A 20,550-nucleotide genomic window follows, 5' to 3' on the forward strand; every position below is an offset into this window, starting at 1 on the left:
TGCGACGGCCCTCGTTTCACGTGAAACATCCGTGGGGGAGCGCCTCTATGGCGGCCCGCCGGGACTCTCCGGCATCTTCGGCTCAGCCTGTCGGCCCGCCGAAGATGCCCCCTCCGTTGCCATTGCCATTGTTGCCTCCGCCACCGGCCGGGTCCTCGGTCGCGGGTGGGGACTCCCCGCCCGGGCCACCGTCGACGCCGCCGTCGGCACCGCCGTTCTCCTGACCGCCGTTGTGGTTGCAGTCCCAGTCGAACGGATCACAGCTCTCGCCGGGATCGGGGCTCTGCGTCGGCGGCTTCGTGGTCTTGGTCTCCGTGGGCGTCGGCGACGTGGTCTCCTCCGGCTCCTCGGTCTTCGTCGGCGTCGGCGTCGTCGGCGGCGGCGTCTCTCCGACGACCTTGCCGATCGGCCCGGGCACCGGGAAGTTCATGACGGGCTTGCCCTTGAGCGCCTGCTCCATGTAGTCCTGCCAGATCTTCGCGGGGAACGAGGCGCCGTGGATCTTCTCCTCGCCACCCGTGCCGAACATCTCCAGGAACTTGCGCTTCTTGTTGGTCTCGTCGTCGTCGAGCCGGTACATGCTGACCGCCGTCGACAACTGCGGGGTGTAGCCGACGAACCAGGCGGACTTGTTGCCGTCCGTCGTACCGGTCTTACCGGCGACCTGACGGCCGCTGAGCTGGGCGGAGGTACCCGTGCCCTTGTCCACGACGGTCCGCAGGACGTCGGTCACGTTGTCGGCGACCTCCGAGCTGTAGGCCTGCTTGGGCTTGTTCTCGTGGCGGAAGACCGTGTCGCCCTCGTGCTCGACCTCCTTCACCGAGTACGGCTCGTTCTGCTTGCCGCTCGCCGCGAAGGTGGAGTACGCCCCGGCCATCCGGATCGCGCTCGGCGACGAGGTGCCGAGTGAGAAGGACGGATAGGTGGCGCCGGCCATGGAGCTGTCATCCTTGAGACCGGCATCCATGGCGGACTGCTTCACCTTCTCCAGTCCGACGTCCATGCCGAGCTGCACGTAGGCCGAGTTGACCGACTCCCTCATCGCCTCGCGGAGGTCGATCTGGAAGCTGGGCCGGTTGTACGACTGGTTACCGTCGTTCTTCTGGTTCCACTGCTTGCCATCGCGGTCCGTCCAGACGTCACCGTTGTACTTCTGGATCTTCAGCTCGTTCTTGCCGCTGTAGAGACTCTTCGGGTTGACGATGGTGCGCTCGGCCTCGGTCTGCTCCTCCGGGCCGTCCGGGTCACGCACGCCGTACTTGAACGCGGCGGCCAGCACGAACGGCTTGTACGTCGAACCGACCTGGGCACCGGTCTGGTCGGCGTTGTTCGTGAAGTGCTTGGTCGCGTCCTCGCCGCCGTAGATGGCCTTGATCGCGCCGTCCTTCGGATCCACCGAGGCCCCGCCGAACTGAACGTGCGTGTCCTTCTCCGGACGCACCTTCGGCTTGATCTTCTCCTTGCGGACCTTGTTCACCGACTCCTCGAGAGCCTTGACCTTCGTCCTGTCGAAGGTCGTGTGGATCTCGTAGCCGCCCTGCTGGAGCTGCTCGGCGGTGATGTTGGTGTTCCTGATGACGTACGCCTTGGCCAGGTCCACGAGGTAACCCGTCTGACCGGCCAGGTCCATGTTCGACCGCGGGTTCTGCAGCTTCGGGAACTCCTGGTACTCGGCCCGCTGCTCGGCGGTCAGGCGGCCGTCCTTGACCTCTTCGTCGAGGATCCACTTCCAGCGCTTCTTGGCGCGGGCGGTGTTGTCCTGCTTGTTCGCCCCGGGGTCGATCTCCGGGTAACCGGCGGGGTCGTAGTACGTGGCGCCCTTCAGCACGGTCGCGAGGAACGCGCACTGGCTCGGGTTCAGCTCGCTGGCTTCCTTGTTGAAGTACGCCCGGGCTGCCGCCTGGATGCCGTAGGCCCCACGTCCGTAATAGGCGGTGTTCAGATAACCGGCCATGATGTCCTCCTTGGACACCGTCCGGCCGACCTTTATGGAGATGAAGAGCTCTTTGAACTTCCTGGTGAACGTCTGCGACTGATCGCCGAGTCGCGCGTTCTTCACGTACTGCTGGGTGATCGTGGAGCCACCCTGGGTCTGCCCGCCCTTGGCCATGTTGACCACGGCCCGGGTGATGCCCATCGGGTCGACGCCCTTGTCCTTCTCGAACGTCTTGTTCTCCGCCGACATGACGGCGAAGCGCATCTCCTTGGGGATGTCGTCGTAGTCGATGATCTGGCGGTTGCGCTCACCACCGGTAGCGACCATCTGCTTGCCGTCAGCCCAGTAGTAGACGTTGTTCTGGGCCTTGGCCGCCTTGTCGACCTCCGGCACCTCCACCAGGGCGTACGCGATGCCCGCGACCGCCATCAGGCCGCCCATGAAACCGAGGAACATGCCGGTGACCAGGCGCCACGACGGGACCCAGCGGCGCACGCCGTCCTTGCCCACGCGCGGGTAGTCGATGAACCGCTTCTTACGGGGCGGCTCGGCACCGCGGCCCCTGCCACGGCCTGCCCCGCCCGGTCCGCCGGACCCGCCGCCACCACGGCGGCCTCCGCCACCGCCGCCCGCACGGCCACCACCGTCGGGCGCCCTTCGGCGACCGCCGCCGGAGCCGACCGAGCCGCTGCGCTGTGCGGCGCGTCGGGCCTCGGCCCTGCCGCCATAGGGGCGGTCCCCATCGTCCGGGGTCCCGGAATCGTGTCCCGGCCCCCCGTAGGAGGAAGAGGGTGATCCTGTGTCGCCCCGCGGTGCCGCGCGACGACCCGACGGCGCCCCTGGGGTGCCGCGCCGGGCCGCGGCGCGTCCGCCGCCCTGCGGCTGCGGCGGTTTGCGACGGTGCTCGCTCATCGAACGATTACTCCTCGGGCAGGCGCAGTTGTCCACGCCTGGAAACGGCGGCTGGTTTCCGGTCCCCCCGAAGTGCGGATGCGCCCGTTCCTGAACGCGCCCGCACTACACCGGGGACGACGACGCTCCCTGACGTCACTTGGTTCCCGGCGGCATGCATGGCGCACAGACTACGCACCGTCAAAACCCTCCTAGAGCCGAAGTTCACCCCAAATCAGGCAAGTTACTTCCTACGAATCGGTGATGTGACGCCGTTCACCGTGCCCCCTCTTGTATCAACCGGATCGCCGTTCTATCGTCTCGATGTATCGAGTCGATACATCAGCTCGGCATAAAGGCCGTACTGAGGGACCGTGGCAGACGGGAGGCGAAGATGAGCAGGCGCTCCGGCATCCTGGAATTCGCCGTGCTCGGTCTGCTTCGCGAATCCCCGATGCACGGCTATGAGCTGCGCAAACGACTCAATACGTCGCTGGGAGTGTTCCGCGCCTTCAGCTACGGGACGCTCTACCCCTGCCTCAAGACGCTGGTCGCCAACGGCTGGTTGATCGAGGAGTCGGGCAGCACCCCCGAAGATGCCCTGGCAGCTCCACTCACAGGGCGTCGCGCCAAGATCGTCTATCGGTTGACGGCGGAAGGTAAGGAGCACTTCGAGGATCTGCTCTCGCAGACCGGCCCCGATGCGTACGAGGACGAGCACTTCGCCGCCCGCTTCGCCTTCTTCGGGCAGACCTCGCGAGACGTTCGGATGCGGGTGCTCGAGGGCCGCCGCAGCCGACTCGAAGAGCGCCTGGAGAAGATGCGCGCTTCCCTGGCCCGTACCCGGGAGCGCCTGGACGACTACACGCTTGAGCTGCAGCGGCACGGCATGGAGTCCGTGGAGCGCGAAGTGCGCTGGCTGAACGAGCTCATCGAGAGCGAGCGAGCAGGGCGGGACCAGCAACGGTCCGCCCCCGGCAGCTCCGCTCAGCAGAACAGCACATCTGGGGAGTCGGCGGACCTGCCCCGGCGGCGGGAGAACGACCCGCCGCCGGATCCGTCCGATGACCCCGCCAAGTGAGACCCAGCGTTCCGCCGGGTTTCATCCGGAATACCGAGATCACACAGGGAGCAACCGGAATGGGTTCGGTTCGCGTAGCCATCGTCGGCGTGGGCAACTGCGCCGCCTCGCTGGTCCAGGGCGTCGAGTACTACAAGGACGCAGACCCGGACAGCAAGGTCCCGGGCCTGATGCACGTCCAGTTCGGCGACTACCACGTCGGTGACGTCGAGTTCGTCGCCGCGTTCGACGTCGACGCGAAGAAGGTCGGCCTCGACCTCTCGGACGCAATCGGCGCCAGCGAGAACAACACCATCAAGATCTGCGACGTGCCGAACTCGGGCGTGACCGTCCAGCGCGGCCACACCCACGACGGCCTGGGCAAGTACTACCGCCAGACCATCGAGGAGTCCTCCGAGGCCCCGGTCGACGTCGTCCAGATCCTCAAGGACCGCCAGGTCGACGTCCTCGTCTGCTACCTGCCCGTCGGTTCCGAGGCTGCCGCGAAGTTCTACGCGCAGTGCGCCATCGACGCCAAGGTCGCCTTCGTCAACGCCCTCCCGGTCTTCATCGCCGGCACCAAGGAGTGGGCGGACAAGTTCACCGAGGCCGGTGTCCCGATCGTCGGCGACGACATCAAGTCGCAGGTCGGCGCCACCATCACGCACCGTGTGATGGCGAAGCTGTTCGAGGACCGCGGTGTCCGTCTTGAGCGCACCATGCAGCTCAACGTCGGCGGCAACATGGACTTCAAGAACATGCTCGAGCGCGACCGCCTCGAGTCCAAGAAGATCTCGAAGACGCAGGCCGTCACCTCGCAGATCCCGGACCGCGAGCTGGGCGAGAAGAACGTCCACATCGGCCCGTCGGACTACGTGGCGTGGCTCGACGACCGCAAGTGGGCGTACGTCCGCCTCGAGGGCCGTGCCTTCGGTGACGTCCCGCTGAACCTGGAGTACAAGCTCGAGGTCTGGGACTCCCCGAACTCGGCCGGTGTCATCATCGACGCCCTGCGCGCCGCGAAGATCGCCAAGGACCGCGGCATCGGCGGCCCGATCCTCTCCGCGTCGAGCTACTTCATGAAGTCCCCGCCGGTCCAGTACTTCGACGACGAGGCCTTCGCCAACGTCGAGAAGTTCATCAAGGGCGAGGTCGAGCGCTAAACAGCTCTCTCCTTGTTGCTTGTCGAGGGTCCCCGGGCATTCCGCCCGGGGACCCTCCTCGTATGTGAGGCTGTGATCCATGGCTGTCGTCGGTGACCTGCGGATACTGCTGCGGCTGCGGGACTTTCGACGGCTGCTCGCCGTACGGCTGATCTCCCAGGGGGCGGACGGCGTCTACCAGGTCGCGCTCGCCACGTACGTCGTGTTCTCCCCGGAGAAGCAGGCCTCGCCGGGGGCGATCGCTTCCGCCATGGCGGTGCTGCTGCTCCCCTATTCGCTGATCGGACCGTTCGCGGGCGTCCTCCTCGACCGCTGGCAGCGCCGCCAGGTCTTCCTCTACGGCAACCTCCTGCGGGCCGCCCTGGCGTCCCTGACCGCCGTACTGATGCTGAGCAGCGTCCCCGACTGGCTCTTCTACGCCTCCGCCCTCTGTGTCACGGCCGTCAACCGTTTCGTCCTGGCGGGTCTCTCGGCCGCGCTGCCCCGGGTGGTCGACGCCGACCGTCTGGTCGTCGCGAACTCCCTCTCGCCGACCGCGGGCACGTTGGCCGCGACACTGGGCGGCGGCCTCGCCTTCGTGATCCGCATCGTGGCGTCGGACTCGGACGCGGCCGTGGTCCTGTGCGGCGCCGCCCTGTATCTCTGCGCGGCGCTCGCCTCGCTCCGCATGGCGCGCGAACTGCTCGGCCCCGACCCGGAACTGGTGCGGCCACGCCTCGGCGCCGCGCTCGCCGGAACCGCCCGCGGGCTGACGGCGGGCATGCGGCACCTGGCACAGCGCCCGGCGGCCGCCCGCACGCTGGCCGCGATGACGGTGATGCGGTTCTGCTACGGCGCCCTGACGGTCATGGTCCTGATGCTGTGCCGGTACGCCTGGTCGTCGACGGAATCCGACGGGCTCGCGCTGCTCGGGCTCGCTGTGGGGATCTCCGGCGCGGGGTTCTTCGTAGCCGCCTTGGTGACGCCGTGGGCGGTGGGGCGGCTGGGAGCGGCCGGCTGGATCGCCGTCTGCGCAGGGGCGGCAGCAGTCCTGGAACCGGCGCTCGGCCTCCCGTTCGCCCCCGTGCCCCTGCTCATCGCCGCCTTCTTCCTCGGCGTGACGACCCAGGGCGCGAAGATCGCCACCGACACGGTGGTGCAGTCCTCGGTGGACGACGGCTACCGAGGGCGGATCTTCTCGGTCTACGACGTGCTGTTCAACGTCGCCTTCGTCGGCGCGGCGGCAGTGGCCGCTCTGGTACTGCCGCCCGACGGGCGATCGGTTCCGCTGGTCCTGTTCGTGGCTTTGCTCTACGCGGCAGTTACTGGTGCCATGACCCGCTATGGCGCGCATGCAAGTAGTGCCTGACGGGCTTGGTGCGCCAGCGACCCAAATCCTGAAAGAGCTCCTGGCGCCCGGTCATTCCAGAGCGCCAGGAACAGCATCAATTCGACGACCCGGTTACCTGGGGTCGAATCGCCACGAGCTCAGGTAGTCCTTACCTCTACAGAAAGCCTTGGACATGGACAACTTGGGCGTTGCCCACTTTCCGTACACGGTGTAAGCGTCACCGCTGTACGGGTCGCAGACGGCGATGACACGGAACTGCCCCGACCCCGCACCGCAGGCCGAGTGGGCATACATCGGGTAGCCGTCCCGCTCGCCGCCCGTGAGGCAATTTCCAGGCTGCGCAGAGGCCGTCGCGGGCATCGCGATCATGCCGGCAACTACGCCCATGGTTGCCACGCCCATGGCCAATATTCGCTTCAACTGTTCCTCCTGGAGCACGCGTTCCACTGTCTGGATCATCTTCCGATGGATTCAGCACAGAAGAGGAAGCGTCACTCAAAGTGAGATTCATATCACTCAGGGCAGCCCCTTTGGGATATCGGGACGATCGCCACAACTGACCGACGGCTGCTTGACCGGCTTCACGCCGAGAGGCGCCACTCTGGTGGCGATTGCTGACGGTACGGATCGCTATGGCGCGACGTAAGTGTCACATCAGCGCCACAGAACCCCTCCCGACTTCAGATCCACCCCTCCGTATCGATAACTTACGCAGGTCTTATTCGCGCCATCGCGTTCTCGTTCGAGGGGGACCCCAAAAGTGACTTTTCCGCCGCCCCAAGGCCAGGCTCCATACCCACCCCAGGGCCAGAACCCTTACGGCCAGCCTCAGGGCAGCGCTCCGTACGGCCAGCCGGCTCCGGCCGCGCCGTACCCGCCACAACAGGGGCAGCCGCAACCGGGGCAGCCGGGCATACCCCAGCAGCCGTACATGCCCTTCAACCAGGGCGCCCCGCTTCCCCCGCCTCCGCAGCAGCGTCGCCCCATCAAGGCGTACCTGCGGGGAGCGGCGGTCGTCGTGGGCCTGATCGTGATCGCCGGTGGCTGGTGGGCCAGTCGGGATGATGCCGACACCGCCGCCGTAGGCGACTGCTTGAAGGCGGCCTCGTCCTCTTCGCAGCGCATGGAGGTCGTCGACTGCTCCTCCTCCGAGGCGGAGGTCAAGGTCATCAAGAAGATCGAGGGCCACTACACCTCCTTCACGGCGGAGACGGAGTGCCGCAAGGTCGAAGGTGCCACCGGGTTCTACGCCGAGACAGGGAAGGGCGAGGACTTCCTCTTCTGCACGAAGGAAGCCTGACCCTCGGCCGATTCCCGACATGACGTGCCGAGGGGCGTTGTTTCACGTGAAACAACGCCCCTCGGCACGTCCAGGACAGTGGATGTTTCACGTGAAACCGTGAGGCGCCCACCGCCCCTTCTCAGTTCTGCGCGGCCTCAGAGTTCTGCGCGGCCCACCACTCCTTGAGCGCAGCGGCAGCCGCGTCCCGCTCCATCGGCCCGTTCTCGAGGCGCAGCTCCAGAAGGAACTTGTAGGCCTGGCCGATCACCGGGCCCGGTCCCACGTCCAGGACCTTCATGATGTCGTTGCCGTCCAGGTCGGGGCGGATCGAGTCCAGCTCCTCCTGTTCCTGGAGGCGGGCGATGCGCTCCTCCAGGCCGTCGTACGCACGCGACAGGGCGTTCGCCTTGCGCTTGTTGCGCGTGGTGCAGTCGGAGCGGGTCAGCTTGTGCAGACGCGCCAGGAGGGGGCCTGCGTCGCGTACGTAGCGACGGACGGCCGAGTCCGTCCACTCTCCCGTGCCGTAGCCGTGGAAGCGCAGGTGGAGCTCGACGAGGCGCGAAACGTCCTTCACGAGCTCGTTGGAGTACTTGAGCGCCGTCATGCGCTTCTTGACCATCTTGGCGCCGACCACCTCGTGGTGGTGGAAGGAGACGCGGCCGTCGCTCTCGAAGCGCCGCGTCTTCGGCTTACCGATGTCGTGCAGCAGCGCCGCGAGCCGCAGCGTCAGGTCCGGGCCGTCCGTCTCCAGCGCCATCGCCTGCTCGAGGACGATCAGCGAGTGGTCGTACACATCCTTGTGGCGATGGTGCTCGTCACGCTCCAGACGCAGCGCGGGCAGCTCGGGGAGAACCCGATCGGCGAGGCCCGTCTCGACGAGGAGAGCGAGGCCCTTGCGCGGATGTACGGAAAGGAGCAGTTTGTTCAATTCGTCCCGCACGCGCTCCGCGGAGACGATGTCGATGCGCTCGGCCATCGCCTTCATCGCGGCGACGACGTCGGGCGCCACCTCGAAGTCCAGCTGCGCGGCGAAGCGCGCGGCCCGCAGCATCCGCAGCGGGTCGTCGGAGAAGGAGTCCTCGGGGGTGCCAGGGGTGCGCAGGACACGCTCCGCGAGGTCGTCGAGCCCGCCGTGCGGGTCCACGAACTCCTTCTCCGGGAGCGCCACGGCCATCGCGTTCACGGTGAAGTCGCGACGCACGAGGTCTTCCTCGATCGAGTCGCCGTAGGAAACCTCGGGCTTGCGCGAGGTCCTGTCGTACGCCTCAGAGCGGTAGGTGGTCACCTCGATCTGGTAGCCGTCCTTCTGGCTGCCGACCGTGCCGAAGGCGATCCCGACCTCCCACACCGCGTCGGCCCACGGCCGGACGATCTTCAGTACGTCCTCGGGGCGGGCGTCGGTCGTGAAGTCCAGGTCATTGCCGAGCCGGCCCAGCAGGGCGTCCCTGACCGAGCCGCCGACCAGGGCGAGAGAGAACCCGGCCTCCTGAAAACGGCGGGCGAGGTCGTCCGCGACAGGGGACACACGCAGCAGCTCACTGACCGCGCGGCTCTGCACCTGGCTCAGGGCGCTGGGATTGTCTTCATTGGCGTTCGGCACAACAGAAAAGGGTACGTGCCCCGGCCGCCCGCGGCCGACCCGATTCCCGCCGCGCCCCGCAGGGGGGCGTGCAGCCGCCCCTGCCGCGTCTTCCGATCACGTGGAGCAGTCCGCGGCACTTCGCCACAGCGCGCATCGTTACCATGCGTGGACGCACAACCGACGACCACTGACGACGAGGGACGGGCGAACGCGTGGCCGAGGCGGCAGACTTTCCGGGGACGAGCCCCTCACCTGCCAGCCGGTGGCTGCGGCGCACCGCAGCACTGCTGGTGGGTACCCCATTGCTGGCCGGACTGCTGCAGGCACCGGCGGGCACCGTGGCGCACGCCACAGTGCCCAGCACGAAGGCGGAGGCCGCGCAGTCACGCGTGAAGGCCGACGCCACCGGATCCCGCACCGTCGACGTCTCCCTGGACTCGCTCACCCCTACCGCGCCCGGTGAGGGCGACACGCTCACCGTCTCGGGCACGGTCACCAACAACGGCAAGCAGACGGTGACGGGGGCGCAGGTCGGGCTCCGCGTCGGCTCGCCCCTCAACAGCCGCAGCGAGATCGACAACGCCGCCAAGCGCACGGGCTTCCAGCCGGGAGCCGACGGCACGGAGGTCGGCGGGAAGTACGTCGAGAAGATCGCCCGGCTCGCACCGGGCGTGCGGCAGGACTTCAGCATCTCCGTGCCGGTCAAGGCACTGTCCCTCGGCGTCGGCGGGGTCTACCAGCTGGGGGTCTCCCTCACCGGTCAGAGCGCCGCCCAGCCCTATCCCCAGGTGCTGGGCATCGAGCGGACCTTCCTGCCCTGGCAGCCCGACGCCACCGACACCAAGACGAAGACCACGTACCTGTGGCCGCTCACCACCGCCACGCACCTCACGGCGAAGACCGGGTCCGACGACCAGCAGACGCCCGTCTTCAAGAACGACGACCTCGCCGACGAGCTCGCCCCGGGCGGGCGCCTGGAACAGCTCCTGTCCCTCGGCAGCCGGCTGAACGTCACGTGGGTCATCGATCCGGACCTGCTCGCCTCGGTCGAGGCGATGACGAAGAGCTACCGGATCGAAAACCCGGACGGAAAGACCACCCGGGCGGGCAAGCAGCAGACGGTCGCCAATCAGTGGCTCAACGACCTCCAGGCCGCCGTCAAGGACAAGAAGATCGTCGCGCTTCCCTTCGCCGACCCCGACCTGGCCTCCCTCGCGCACACCGGCAAGGCGGTCGGTGGCTCCCTCGGTCACCTCAAGGAAGCCACCGACGCGGGCTACAAGGCGGTCACGACGATCCTCCAGGTGAAGCCGAGCACCGACTTCGCCTGGCCCGCCGACGGAGCGATCGACCCGTCGATCGTCGACGTCGCCACCTCCGCCGGCGCCCACACGGTGATCACCCGCAGCGACAGCCTGCGCGAGACCAACGGCCTGCAGTACTCACCGACCGCGGCCCGGCCCATCGGCGGCGGCACCACCGCCGTGGTGACCGACGCACGGCTCTCCACGGCCTTCCAGGGGGACATGAGCGAGGCGGAGAACTCCACGCTCGCCGTCCAGGAGTTCCTCGCCCAGAGCCTGATGATCAACCTGCAGGACCCCGACAAGGGGCGGAGCATCGTCGTCGCTCCGCAGCGCATGCCCACGGCGAGCCAGGCGCAGACCATGGAGAAGGCGCTGAGCTCCCTCGCGGACGGAAAGTGGTCGCAGCCGCAGGACCTGGCCGCCGCGGCGAAGGCCAAGCCGGATCCGCAGGCCACCACCCGGGTCCCGTCGGCCGCTGCCTACCCCAACGCACTGCGCAAGCAGGAGCTGCCGCGGTCGGCCTTCGAGAACATCCAGGCCACCCAGAACTCGCTCGACCGCTTCCAGGTGATCCTCACCGAGAAGGACCGCGTGGTCACCCCCTTCGGGAGGGCCATAGACCGTGAAATGGCGACGTCCTGGCGCGGCCACAAGGTAGAGGGTCAGGCCTATCGGGACAGCGTCTGGGCGTACCTGAAGGACCTCACCAGGCAGGTGTCCCTGATCCAGAGGTCCGACGCGAAGCTCTCCGGGCGCAGCGCGACCATCCCGGTCTCGGTGCAGAACAACCTGGTCCAGGGCGTCGACCATCTGGTCCTGCGCCTGTCCTCCAGGAACCCCACCCGACTGAAGATCGGCGACGGGCAGTTCGAAGAGAAGCCGATCAAGATCGCGGGCGGCCACTCCCAGTCCGTGAAGTTCACCACCACGGCCAACGCCAACGGTCCGGTCCCGGTGTACGCCCAGCTGTACACGGAGGACGGAGAGCCCTACGGCAACGCCGTGCGCTTCGAGGTCAACGTCACCGAGGTCACCCTCACGGTGATGCTGGTCATCGCCGGTGGACTCCTGCTGCTCGTCCTCGCCGGGTTCCGGATGTACACGCAGCGCAAGCGCGCGGCCCGCAAGCGCGCCCAGGAGGGACCGGACGAGGGGCCGGATCAGGGCGCGGAGGAAGGCCCGGACAACGGCCCCGAGGGCGAATCCGGCGGTGAGCCCGGGACGGACGACCCCGAGCACCCGAGTGACCCGACACCGGACACCGCTCCGGAAAGCACCGACCCATCGGACACGGGTGAGAGAGTGGACCGTTGAGCGATGTCGTGGCCGGTGGGCCCGGGGACGATGAGGTGGGGTAACCATGAACGCGCCGTACGACGGTGACCGTGGCCAGGGCTCGGGCGGCTCCGCCTCGCCCGGGGGCCCGCCGCCCGGCTCCCCCGAGCACGGGCAGGTGCCCCCGCAGCCCGCGCCGGACATGTATCTCCAGGACGCCTACGACCAGGACCCCTACCGGGCACAGGACCTCTCCGCCCAGGACCCGGTGGCCGAGGCTCTCTACGACCGCGCGGCACACCCTCCGCCGCCGCCCGGCACCTACCAGCAGCAGCCGCCGCTCTACGCCCAGCCGCCCTCCCCGCAGCACGCCCCCGACCCGCGCATGTGGGCGCAGACCCCGGCTCCCGAGCCGGAGGGCCCGACCCGCCACCTCCCGTACGGCGACGACGCCCGCACGACCCAGTTCGTGGGCGTCGACGACCTGGTCACCCAGGCCGGTGAGGAGCACCACGAGCCCGACGCGTTCGCCCACCTCTTCCGGGACCAGCAGCCGGGCGGCTACCGCGGCCAGCAAGCAGGACACCAGCAGGCAGGTCACCAGCAAGCCGCCTACCCGCAGGACGGGTACCAGCAAGAGGGATACCAGCAGGGCGGCCATCAGCAGGCCGGATACCAGCAGGCGGGCCCCCAACAGGCCGGGTACCAGCAGGGTGGCTACCCGCAGGGTGCGTACCAGCAGGGTGGTTATCCCGAGAACGACGGCTACGCCCAGGGGAACGGCAACGGATATCCCCAGGGCAACGGATATCCCCAGAGCAACGACTACCAGCAGCCCGTCAACGGCGGATACCCGCCGGTCGAGCAGCCGGTCGTCCCGGGTCCCGCGGCCGCCCCGGTCGCCGCCCCCGCGCCCCCGGCCGCACCGGCGTCTGCCGCCAAGTCCGGAGGCCGCGCGTCCAGCCTGCTGAAGTCGAGCGCGCTCATGGCGGCGGGGACGATCGTCTCCCGCCTCACCGGCTTCCTGCGCACCCTGGTCATGGCCGCCGCGATCGGCGTCGGCACGCTCAACGACTCGTACCAGGTCGCCAACGTCCTGCCGACGATGATCTACGTCCTCGTCGGTGGCGGCGCCCTGAACGCGGTCTTCATCCCGCAGCTCGTGCGGGCCATGAAGAACGACGAGGACGAGGGCGAGGGCTACGCCAACCGGCTCCTGACCCTCGTGATGGTCCTGCTCGCGGCCGTCACCGTCATCTGTGTGGTCGCGGCGCCCATGCTCATCCGCATGATGTCGCCGACGATCGCCGACAACCCCGCGAAGATGGACGTCGCGGTCACCTTCGCCCGGTACTGCATCCCCACGATGTTCTTCATGGGCCTGCACGTCGTGCTCGGCCAGGTCCTCAACGCGCGCGGCCGCTTCGGCGCGATGATGTGGACCCCGGTCCTCAACAACGTCGTGGTCATCGCGACGTTCGGCGCTTTCATCTGGGCCTTCGGCAGCTTCACCGACTCCGGCGTCAACGCGGGCAGCATCACGCCCGACGGCGTACGGCTGCTCGGTCTCGGCACCCTGCTCGGCCTGACCGTGCAGGCGCTCTCGATGCTGCCGTACCTGCGCGAGGCGGGCTTCAAGCTGCGGCTCCGGTTCGACTGGCGCGGGCAGGGCCTCGGCAAGGCCGCGGGCCTCGCCAAGTGGACGTTCTTCTTCGTCCTCGCCAACCAGCTCGGCATGATCGTCGTGACCCAGCTGGCCACCAGCGCCGGTGCGACGGCCGAGGACCACGGCCACCCGGGCACCGGCATCACCGCGTACAACTACGCGCTGCTGCTGTGGCAGATGCCGCAGGCCATCATCACGGTCTCCGTGATGACCGCGGTCCTGCCCCGCATCTCCCGCTCCGCGAACGACGACGACCCCGCTGCCGTCCGGGACGACATCTCGTACGGCCTGCGGACCTCCGCCGTGGCGATCGTGCCGTGCGCCTTCGCCTTCCTCGCCCTCGGCGTCCCCATGGCCACGCTGCTGTACGCGGGCTCGGGCGCGGGTGCGCAGAACATCGGCTACACCCTGATGGCGTTCGGCCTCGGCCTGATTCCGTACTCGTTCCAGTACGTCGTCCTGCGCGGCTTCTACGCCTACGAGGACACGCGCACGCCGTTCTACAACACCGTGATCGTTGCGGCCGTCAACGCGGCGGCCTCGGCCCTGTGCTTCTTCGTCCTGCCCGCCCGGTGGGCCGTCGTCGGCATGGCAGCCTCCTACGGCCTCGCCTACTCGGTGGGCGTCGGCGTCGCCTGGCGGCGGCTGCGCGCGCGGCTGGGCGGCGATCTGGACGGCGCCCAGGTGGCACGCACCTACACCAGGCTCTTCGGCGCCTCGGTCCCGGCGGCCGTCGTCGGTGGCGGCGTCGGCTTCGCCATTCTGCAGGCGATGGGCACCGGCGCAATCAGCTCCTTCGTGGCGCTCGTGGCCGGCGGTGTCGCACTTCTCGGTGTCTTCTTCGTGGCTGCCCGAAAGATGCGGATTGCGGAGCTCAATTCCATGGTCGGCATGGTCCGTGGCCGTCTCGGCCGGTGAGATGAGCGGACCCGCACAACCATCGTCGGCCACCGTGTGTCGTGCATAGCGCCGGGTTGTGGGCACAATTGGCTTTGGCGTCTGACGGAGCGCAATGGATGGGGAGGCAGGAACGACGGTGGCAGAACGGAGCACGGCTGCCGTCGACGTGGCAGACAACAGTGGCGACGAGCCGCTGACCGCCAAGGCGGAGCAGGCCACGGCCGACGGGGTGGCCCAGACCCGGGAGCGGGACACGGCAGCAGACGAAGAGGCGGCGGAGACCGACAAGCCCATGAGCCGCGAGGCCTCCTCACCCCCAGAACTGCACAGTGGCCACAAGCTCGCCAGACGCTATCGACTCGAAGAGTGCGTCACCCGTCTGGACGGTTTCAGTAGCTGGCGTGCGGTCGACGAGAAGCTCCGCCGTGCCGTCGGCGTGCATCTCCTGCCCGCCGACCATCCGCGGGCCCGCTCGGTCCTCGCCGCGGCCCGTTCCTCGGCACTGCTGGGCGACCCGCGCTTCGTGCAGGTCCTGGACGCCGTCGAGGAGAACGACCTCGTCTACGTCGTGCACGAGTGGCTTCCGGACGCCACAGAGCTCACCGCGCTCCTCGCCGCGAGCCCACTTGAGGCCCACGACGCCTACCAACTGGTCAGCCAGGTCTCCCAGGCCATGGCCGCGGCCCACCGTGAGGGCCTCGCGCACCTGCGCCTGACGCCGGGCGCCGTGCTGCGTACGTCCACGGGCCAGTACCGCATCCGCGGCCTCGCCGTGAACGCCGCACTGCGTGGCATCAGCTCCGAGACCCCGCAGCGCACGGACACAGAGGCGATCGGCGCTCTCCTGTACGCCTCGCTGACCCAGCGCTGGCCGTACGAGGACGATGCGTACGGCCTCTCAGGGCTCCCCAAGGACGTCGGCCTCATCGCACCCGACCAGGTGCGTGCGGGCGTCCACCGCGGCCTGTCGGAGCTCGCCATGCGCGCGCTCGTCAACGACGGCGCGACCGCTTCCCGCCAGGACCCCCCGTGCACGACGCCGGAGGAGCTGGTGAAGGCGATCGGTGAGATGCCCCGCATCCGCCCGCCGGAGCCCGTGTTCACCGCGCCGCCCGAGTACCAGCGCACGACGTACCAGCAGGGCACGTACGGCCGCCCTGCGGCCCATCCCGGAGCCACCCAGCCCGTACCGACCCCGCTGCCTCCGCTGCAGAGCCGCACCGGCAGGGTCCTCAAGTGGGGTGTCTCCGCGCTGCTCATCGCCGCGCTCGGCCTCGGCAGCTGGCAGCTCGCGGACGCCCTGATGGACCGGGAGAACTCCGGGGACTCCGGTACGTCGCACACCAACGACGGTGGCGACAAGGGACAGCCGAAGCCCGCGAAGCCGATCCGTATCGCGAACGGCCAGGAGTTCGTCGTCAAGGGCGATCCTCAGGACCCGCTGAACGTCGGCCGCACCTACGACAAGAGCCCTACCTCGCTCTGGCGCACGAAGACGTTCAAGGCCGGGCCTGCGCTCGCCCCGTTCAAGCCGGGTGTCGGTATCGTCTACGACCTCGCCTCGGAGCAGGACGTCTCCGAGGCGTCGGTGGCGCTCCGGTACAGCGGCGACCGCACCACGATCTCCCTGTACGCCACGGACTCACTGACGCCTTCGGCGGGCATCGAGTCCATGAAGAAGATCGGCACCGGCACCACGTCGGGCAACACCGTGAAGATCAAGGCCAAGAAGCCCGTGAAGTCGCAGTACGTGCTTCTCTGGATGACCGAAGTGCCTAACTCGCCCGTCGACGGGTACTACGGAGCGGGTTTCAAGCAAGCGATCACGGACGTGAAGCTCAAGGGCTGAGGGATCGGCCCGCCACGGCTCACTGGGGGAGGGGGTTCGACGGTGGACAGCACCGCGCACGGTGACATGAGCGATCAGGACCTCCTCGCCGCCCATGTCGCGGGTGACACGGACGCCTTCGGCGAGCTGGTGCGGCGCCATCGCGACCGGCTCTGGGCCGTGGCGCTGCGCACCCTCGGGGACCGCGAGGAGGCGGCCGACGCGGTGCAGGACGCCCTCGTCTCCGCCTATCGCGCGGCACACACCTTCCGCGGGCAGTCCGCCGTGACGACGTGGCTGCACCGGATCACTGTGAACGCCTGCCTCGACCGGGCGCGCAAGGCGGCCTCCCGCAAGACCTCCCCCATCGACGACACGGAGCGCCTCGAGCAGCTCCTGGAACCGGAGGAGTCGGCCGCCGCTCCAGTCGAGCGGGGCGACCTCCACAGGGAGCTGGTGGAGGCTCTGGGCACCCTCCCGCACGATCAGCGCGCCGCTCTCGTCCTCGTCGACATGCAGGGCTATCCGGTGGCCGAGGCCGCCCGCGTCCTGGACGTACCCACCGGCACGGTGAAGAGCCGCTGTGCCCGCGGCAGAGCCAGACTGCTGCCGCTCCTCACCCATCTACGTACGGAGCCGCCTCCGGGCGGAGGGGACGGCGGCGACGCAGGAAGCAGGAAACCCCGCTCAGGAAGGAACCGGACGCAGGGGACATCCGTCCCACCGGCAGCAGGGCCACGGGATACAGGACCAAGTGATTCAGCTGCCGTGAAGGGCGGAGGTGGGCGAGCGTGACAGACACGACCGACTCGGCCGGGCACCCGGACGTCGCTGAAGTCTCGGATCTAACTGAGGGCCTGCTCTCCCCGTCGCGCACGAGTGACGTGCGACGGCACCTGGACGGCTGTGAGCTCTGCGCCGACGTCTACGCCTCCCTCGAGGAGATCCGCGGCATGCTCGGCACACTGCCCGGCCCCCCGCGCATGCCGGACGACGTCGCCGGACGCATCGACGCGGCGCTGGCGGCCGAAGCCCTGCTGAATTCCACCGCGCTCGAAGGCCTTCACGCGGAGGACGAGGCATCCGAGCCCGTGTCCGTCGTCTCGTCTTCACCCGCTTCTTCTTCCGTCTCGGCTTCTCCCGCTTCCTCCTCCTCGTCCGCGGCGGCGCGTGTTTCACGTGAAACAACGTCCGCCCCTGCCTCCTCCGGGGCTGCCGACCGCCCTGCGGGCCATGCCCGTGCGGCCACCGGCCCGGGCCGCGGAAGCCGTCTGCGGGGCATGCGCCGACGCACCGCGGTGCTCGGCGCCGTCTTCACCGCAGCCGCGATCGGTCTCGGCTCCCTGCTGATCCAGACCATGGGCGGCGATTCCGGAGGTACGACGGAAACGGCCTCGGGTCGGAGCCCCGAGAGCTCGTTCTCGGGAGAAAAGATCGAGGGCCGCGTCGCGGATCTCCTCCAGAAGAACGCCCCCAACAAGACCGGCGGGAAGACTGACGCCTCGACGCCGTCCTTCGACACCCGCTCCAGCCCGGAGTCCCCCAAGAAGAACTCTCCGAAGACTGCGATCCAGGTAGAGGTACCGGACTGCATTCAGCGCGGCATCGGTGACAGGACTCCGCTCGCGGCCGAAGAGGGTTCGTACGAGGGCAAGCGCGCCTACCTCGTCGTGGTGCCCCACGACTCCGACACCACCAAGGTGTCCGCGTACGTCGTCGACGCCGCCTGTGTGGGCAAGTCCTCACCGCCCGCAGGCAAGGTCCTCATGACGCACGCCTACCCGCAGAGCTGACGCCTCGACCTCTGCCCGAGACTCTTTCCGGGGCTCTTTCCTCGGGCTTTTTCCCGTGCCGTTCCACGGACACTCGACGCTGCAGCCAGCGGTCTTGTGGCGCATGGCACTCCTCACCCCGAAACGCTTCCGTGTGCTCGGACACTGAGGGGAATGCATGCCCCGTAGGATCCGTTGGGTGGGGTGAGAGCCATGAGACAGGCACCCACCAGCAGTACGCAGCAGTCCCCAGAGACGAGGAATCAAGCCGTGACCGACGTCCGTAACGTGATCATCATCGGCTCCGGGCCCGCCGGCTACACGGCGGCGCTCTACACCGCGCGCGCGTCGCTGAAGCCGCTGGTGTTCGAGGGCGCCGTCACCGCTGGCGGTGCGCTGATGAACACCACCGAGGTGGAGAACTTCCCGGGCTTCCAGGACGGTGTCATGGGCCCCGACCTCATGGACAACATGCGCGCCCAGGCCGAGCGCTTCGGCGCTGAGCTCGTGCCGGACGACATCGTCACCGTCGACCTCAGCGGTGAGATCAAGACCGTGACGGACACCGCGGGCACCGTGCACCGCGCCAAGGCCGTCATCGTCACGACCGGCTCCCAGCACCGCAAGCTCGGCCTGCCGAACGAGGACGCCCTCTCCGGACGCGGTGTCTCCTGGTGCGCCACCTGCGACGGCTTCTTCTTCAAGGACCAGGACATCGCCGTGATCGGCGGCGGCGACACCGCGATGGAGGAGGCCACCTTCCTCTCGCGCTTCGCCAAGTCCGTGACCATCGTGCACCGTCGCGACAGCCTGCGCGCCTCCAAGGCGATGCAGGAGCGCGCCTTCGCCGACCCGAAGATCAAGTTCATCTGGGACAGCGAGATCGCCGAGATCAAGGGCGAGCAGAAGCTCTCCGGTCTGGCGCTGCGCAACCTCAAGACGGGCGAGACGTCCGAGCTTCCGGTGACGGGTCTGTTCATCGCGATCGGCCACGACCCGCGCACGGAGCTCTTCAAGGGGCAGCTGGAGCTCGACGACGAGGGCTACCTGAAGGTCGACGCGCCCTCGACCCGGACGAACCTGACCGGTGTCTTCGGCGCCGGTGACGTCGTCGACCACACGTACCGCCAGGCGATCACGGCGGCCGGTACCGGCTGCTCCGCCGCTCTCGACGCCGAGCGCTTCCTCGCTGCCCTCACGGACAGCGAGACGGCGGCCGTCACCGTCTGACACCTCTTCCCCACCGCACCACCGAGTTAAAGGAGCCTTCCCGTGGCCGACCTTCAGAACGTGACCGACGACTCCTTCGAGGAGGTCGTCCTCAAGAGCGACAAGCCCGTACTGGTGGACTTCTGGGCTGCCTGGTGCGGCCCGTGCCGCCAGATCGCTCCCTCCCTCGAGGCGATCGCGAAGGAGCACGGCGACAAGATCCAGGTCGTCAAGCTCAACATCGACGAGAACCCCGGCACCGCTGCCAAGTACGGCGTCATGTCGATCCCGACCCTGAACGTCTACCAGGGTGGCGAGGTTGCCAAGACCATCGTCGGCGCCAAGCCGAAGGCTGCCATCGAGAAGGACCTGGCGGACTTCATCGCCGAGTAATCAGTGGCGATGTTTCACGTGAAACACGAATGGACCAGTCCCCGCGGGGGCTGGTCCATTCGTCGTTCAGGAGTCTGCTTCCCGACTCACAACGGCCGGAGCGCCGGTTCCTTCTGCACCGCTCCCAGCAGGCGGTCGAGCGCCAGCTCAACATCTTCCTTCCAGGAGAGCGTCGTACGCAGTTCCAGCCTCAGCCGCGGATAGGCAGGGTGCGGGCGGACCGTCTTGAAGCCGACCGCAAGAAGATGCTCCGCGGGCAGCACACACGCGGGCTTCGCCCACTTCGCGTCTCCGAAGGCCTCGATCGCCTTGAAGTTTCTGCGCAGCAGGTCCTTCGCGACCGTCTGGACGATCACCCGGCCGAGCCCCTGCCCCTGATAGCCCGGCATGATCCAGGCCGTCATCAGCTGGACCGCATCCGGTGACACGGGGCTCGTGGGGAAGGCCGTGGAGCGCGGAACGTACGCCGGAGGGGCGTAGAGCACGAAGCCCACCGGAACGTCGTCCACGTAGACGACCCGGCCGCAGGACCCCCACTCCAGCAGGACGGCGGAGATCCACGCCTCCTTCTCCAGCTCAGGAGTTCCGGCCTTTACCGCGGCCTGGCCGCTGACCGGGTCCAGCTCCCAGAAGACACATGCCCGGCAAGGCGTGGGGAGGTCCGGGAGGTTGTCCAGTGTGAGCGGTACGAGCCGACGCCCCATGAAGGCGGTTCCTCACTTCCGTCGGCCGCCGCGCTGCGGGCGGCTGTCAGCGCGCTGCGTTCCCTGAGCAGGCTGCCGACGAAGCCGCCGACCGCTCCCAGCCCGAGGCCCGCGGTCATCAATCCGGTGCGGCTCATCGTTCGCATGGCCCCCGCCTCCCCAATGAGGTGCCGTCAGGTGGATGCGCCATACCTGAACGCATCGTATCCACGATGAGATTGCATCGATACCGTAGGAAAGCAAAGAGCGGGC

Annotated in this window: 14 protein-coding genes; 11 read left to right on the top strand and 3 right to left on the bottom strand. The window is 68.3% G+C overall.

Translation table 11 applies throughout. The annotated features are described in order from the left end of the window. Window positions 1-82: 82 nt before the first annotated feature. Window positions 83-2,848: a transglycosylase domain-containing protein gene (locus tag AC068B_RS24695; protein ID WP_478673844.1), complete on the bottom strand. Its 2,766-nt coding sequence runs from the start codon at window positions 2,846-2,848 to the stop codon at window positions 83-85. A gap of 373 nt (window positions 2,849-3,221) precedes the next feature. On the opposite strand from AC068B_RS24695, the gene AC068B_RS24700 reads away from it, so the two are divergent. The 4 genes from AC068B_RS24700 (at window position 3,222) to AC068B_RS24715 (ending at window position 7,680) form a co-directional block, all read left to right on the top strand. Then, window positions 3,222-3,908, top strand: coding sequence for a PadR family transcriptional regulator (locus tag AC068B_RS24700; RefSeq protein WP_468565658.1), 687 nt, complete (start codon window positions 3,222-3,224; stop codon window positions 3,906-3,908). A gap of 59 nt (window positions 3,909-3,967) precedes the next feature. Beyond that, window positions 3,968-5,050, top strand: coding sequence for an inositol-3-phosphate synthase (locus tag AC068B_RS24705; protein WP_478673845.1), 1,083 nt, complete (start codon window positions 3,968-3,970; stop codon window positions 5,048-5,050). Window positions 5,051-5,129: 79 nt separating this feature from the next. After that, the gene (locus AC068B_RS24710; protein WP_478673846.1) at window positions 5,130-6,398 is read left to right on the top strand and encodes an MFS transporter; all 1,269 of its coding nucleotides are present in this window, start codon (window positions 5,130-5,132) and stop codon (window positions 6,396-6,398) included. 913 nt (window positions 6,399-7,311) lie between these two features. Continuing rightward, the gene (locus AC068B_RS24715; protein WP_478673847.1) at window positions 7,312-7,680 is read left to right on the top strand and encodes an LppU/SCO3897 family protein; all 369 of its coding nucleotides are present in this window, start codon (window positions 7,312-7,314) and stop codon (window positions 7,678-7,680) included. A 121-nt stretch (window positions 7,681-7,801) separates the two neighbouring features. Here AC068B_RS24715 and AC068B_RS24720 read toward each other — a convergent pair whose 3' ends face one another. Continuing rightward, window positions 7,802-9,262, bottom strand: a complete 1,461-nt coding sequence (locus AC068B_RS24720; RefSeq protein ID WP_478673848.1) for a CCA tRNA nucleotidyltransferase — start codon at window positions 9,260-9,262, stop codon at window positions 7,802-7,804. Window positions 9,263-9,456: 194 nt separating this feature from the next. Between AC068B_RS24720 and AC068B_RS24725 the strand changes: the two genes are divergently transcribed. From AC068B_RS24725 to trxA, 7 genes are all read left to right on the top strand, one after another. Further along, window positions 9,457-11,865 carry a DUF6049 family protein gene (locus tag AC068B_RS24725; protein WP_478673849.1) on the top strand — a complete coding sequence of 803 codons (2,409 nt, stop codon included), beginning with the start codon at window positions 9,457-9,459 and terminating at the stop codon, window positions 11,863-11,865. Between the two features lie 46 nt (window positions 11,866-11,911). Then, the gene (gene murJ, locus AC068B_RS24730; protein ID WP_478673850.1) at window positions 11,912-14,410 is read left to right on the top strand and encodes a murein biosynthesis integral membrane protein MurJ; all 2,499 of its coding nucleotides are present in this window, start codon (window positions 11,912-11,914) and stop codon (window positions 14,408-14,410) included. 118 nt (window positions 14,411-14,528) lie between these two features. Next, window positions 14,529-16,241: a protein kinase family protein gene (locus tag AC068B_RS24735; protein ID WP_478673851.1), complete on the top strand. Its 1,713-nt coding sequence runs from the start codon at window positions 14,529-14,531 to the stop codon at window positions 16,239-16,241. 42 nt (window positions 16,242-16,283) lie between these two features. Then, entirely contained in the window at window positions 16,284-17,015 is a 732-nt protein-coding gene (gene sigM, locus AC068B_RS24740; protein ID WP_478673852.1) for an RNA polymerase sigma factor SigM, read from the top strand. Further along, a complete protein-coding gene (locus AC068B_RS24745; RefSeq protein WP_478673853.1) occupies window positions 17,012-18,013 on the top strand; it encodes an anti-sigma factor family protein in 1,002 nt (333 codons plus the stop codon). Before sigM ends, AC068B_RS24745 begins: the two co-directional genes overlap by 4 nt. A gap of 249 nt (window positions 18,014-18,262) precedes the next feature. After that, the gene (trxB, locus tag AC068B_RS24750) at window positions 18,263-19,222 is read left to right on the top strand and encodes a thioredoxin-disulfide reductase (RefSeq protein ID WP_356261061.1); all 960 of its coding nucleotides are present in this window, start codon (window positions 18,263-18,265) and stop codon (window positions 19,220-19,222) included. A gap of 42 nt (window positions 19,223-19,264) precedes the next feature. Further along, window positions 19,265-19,594 (top strand): thioredoxin, encoded by a 330-nt coding sequence (gene trxA / locus AC068B_RS24755; RefSeq protein WP_150217426.1) that lies wholly within the window; start codon window positions 19,265-19,267, stop codon window positions 19,592-19,594. Window positions 19,595-19,680: 86 nt separating this feature from the next. Here the strand turns inward: trxA and AC068B_RS24760 are convergent, their stop codons facing one another. Further along, window positions 19,681-20,298 carry a GNAT family N-acetyltransferase gene (locus AC068B_RS24760; protein ID WP_356261057.1) on the bottom strand — a complete coding sequence of 206 codons (618 nt, stop codon included), beginning with the start codon at window positions 20,296-20,298 and terminating at the stop codon, window positions 19,681-19,683. Between the last annotated feature and the right edge of the window lie 252 nt (window positions 20,299-20,550).

Source organism: Streptomyces sp. NPDC042371 (genome assembly GCF_056437465.1).

Excerpts from the sequence above, each read along its gene's own strand:
- AC068B_RS24695 (WP_478673844.1), bottom strand. The coding sequence starts at position 2,848 with ATGAGCGAGCACCGTCGCAAACCGCCGCAGCCGCAGGGCGGCGGACGC.
- AC068B_RS24700 (WP_468565658.1), top strand. The coding sequence starts at position 3,222 with ATGAGCAGGCGCTCCGGCATCCTGGAATTCGCCGTGCTCGGTCTGCTT.
- AC068B_RS24705 (WP_478673845.1), top strand. The coding sequence starts at position 3,968 with ATGGGTTCGGTTCGCGTAGCCATCGTCGGCGTGGGCAACTGCGCCGCC.
- AC068B_RS24710 (WP_478673846.1), top strand. The coding sequence starts at position 5,130 with ATGGCTGTCGTCGGTGACCTGCGGATACTGCTGCGGCTGCGGGACTTT.
- AC068B_RS24715 (WP_478673847.1), top strand. The coding sequence starts at position 7,312 with ATGCCCTTCAACCAGGGCGCCCCGCTTCCCCCGCCTCCGCAGCAGCGT.
- murJ (WP_478673850.1), top strand. The coding sequence starts at position 11,912 with ATGAACGCGCCGTACGACGGTGACCGTGGCCAGGGCTCGGGCGGCTCC.
- AC068B_RS24760 (WP_356261057.1), bottom strand. The coding sequence starts at position 20,298 with ATGGGGCGTCGGCTCGTACCGCTCACACTGGACAACCTCCCGGACCTC.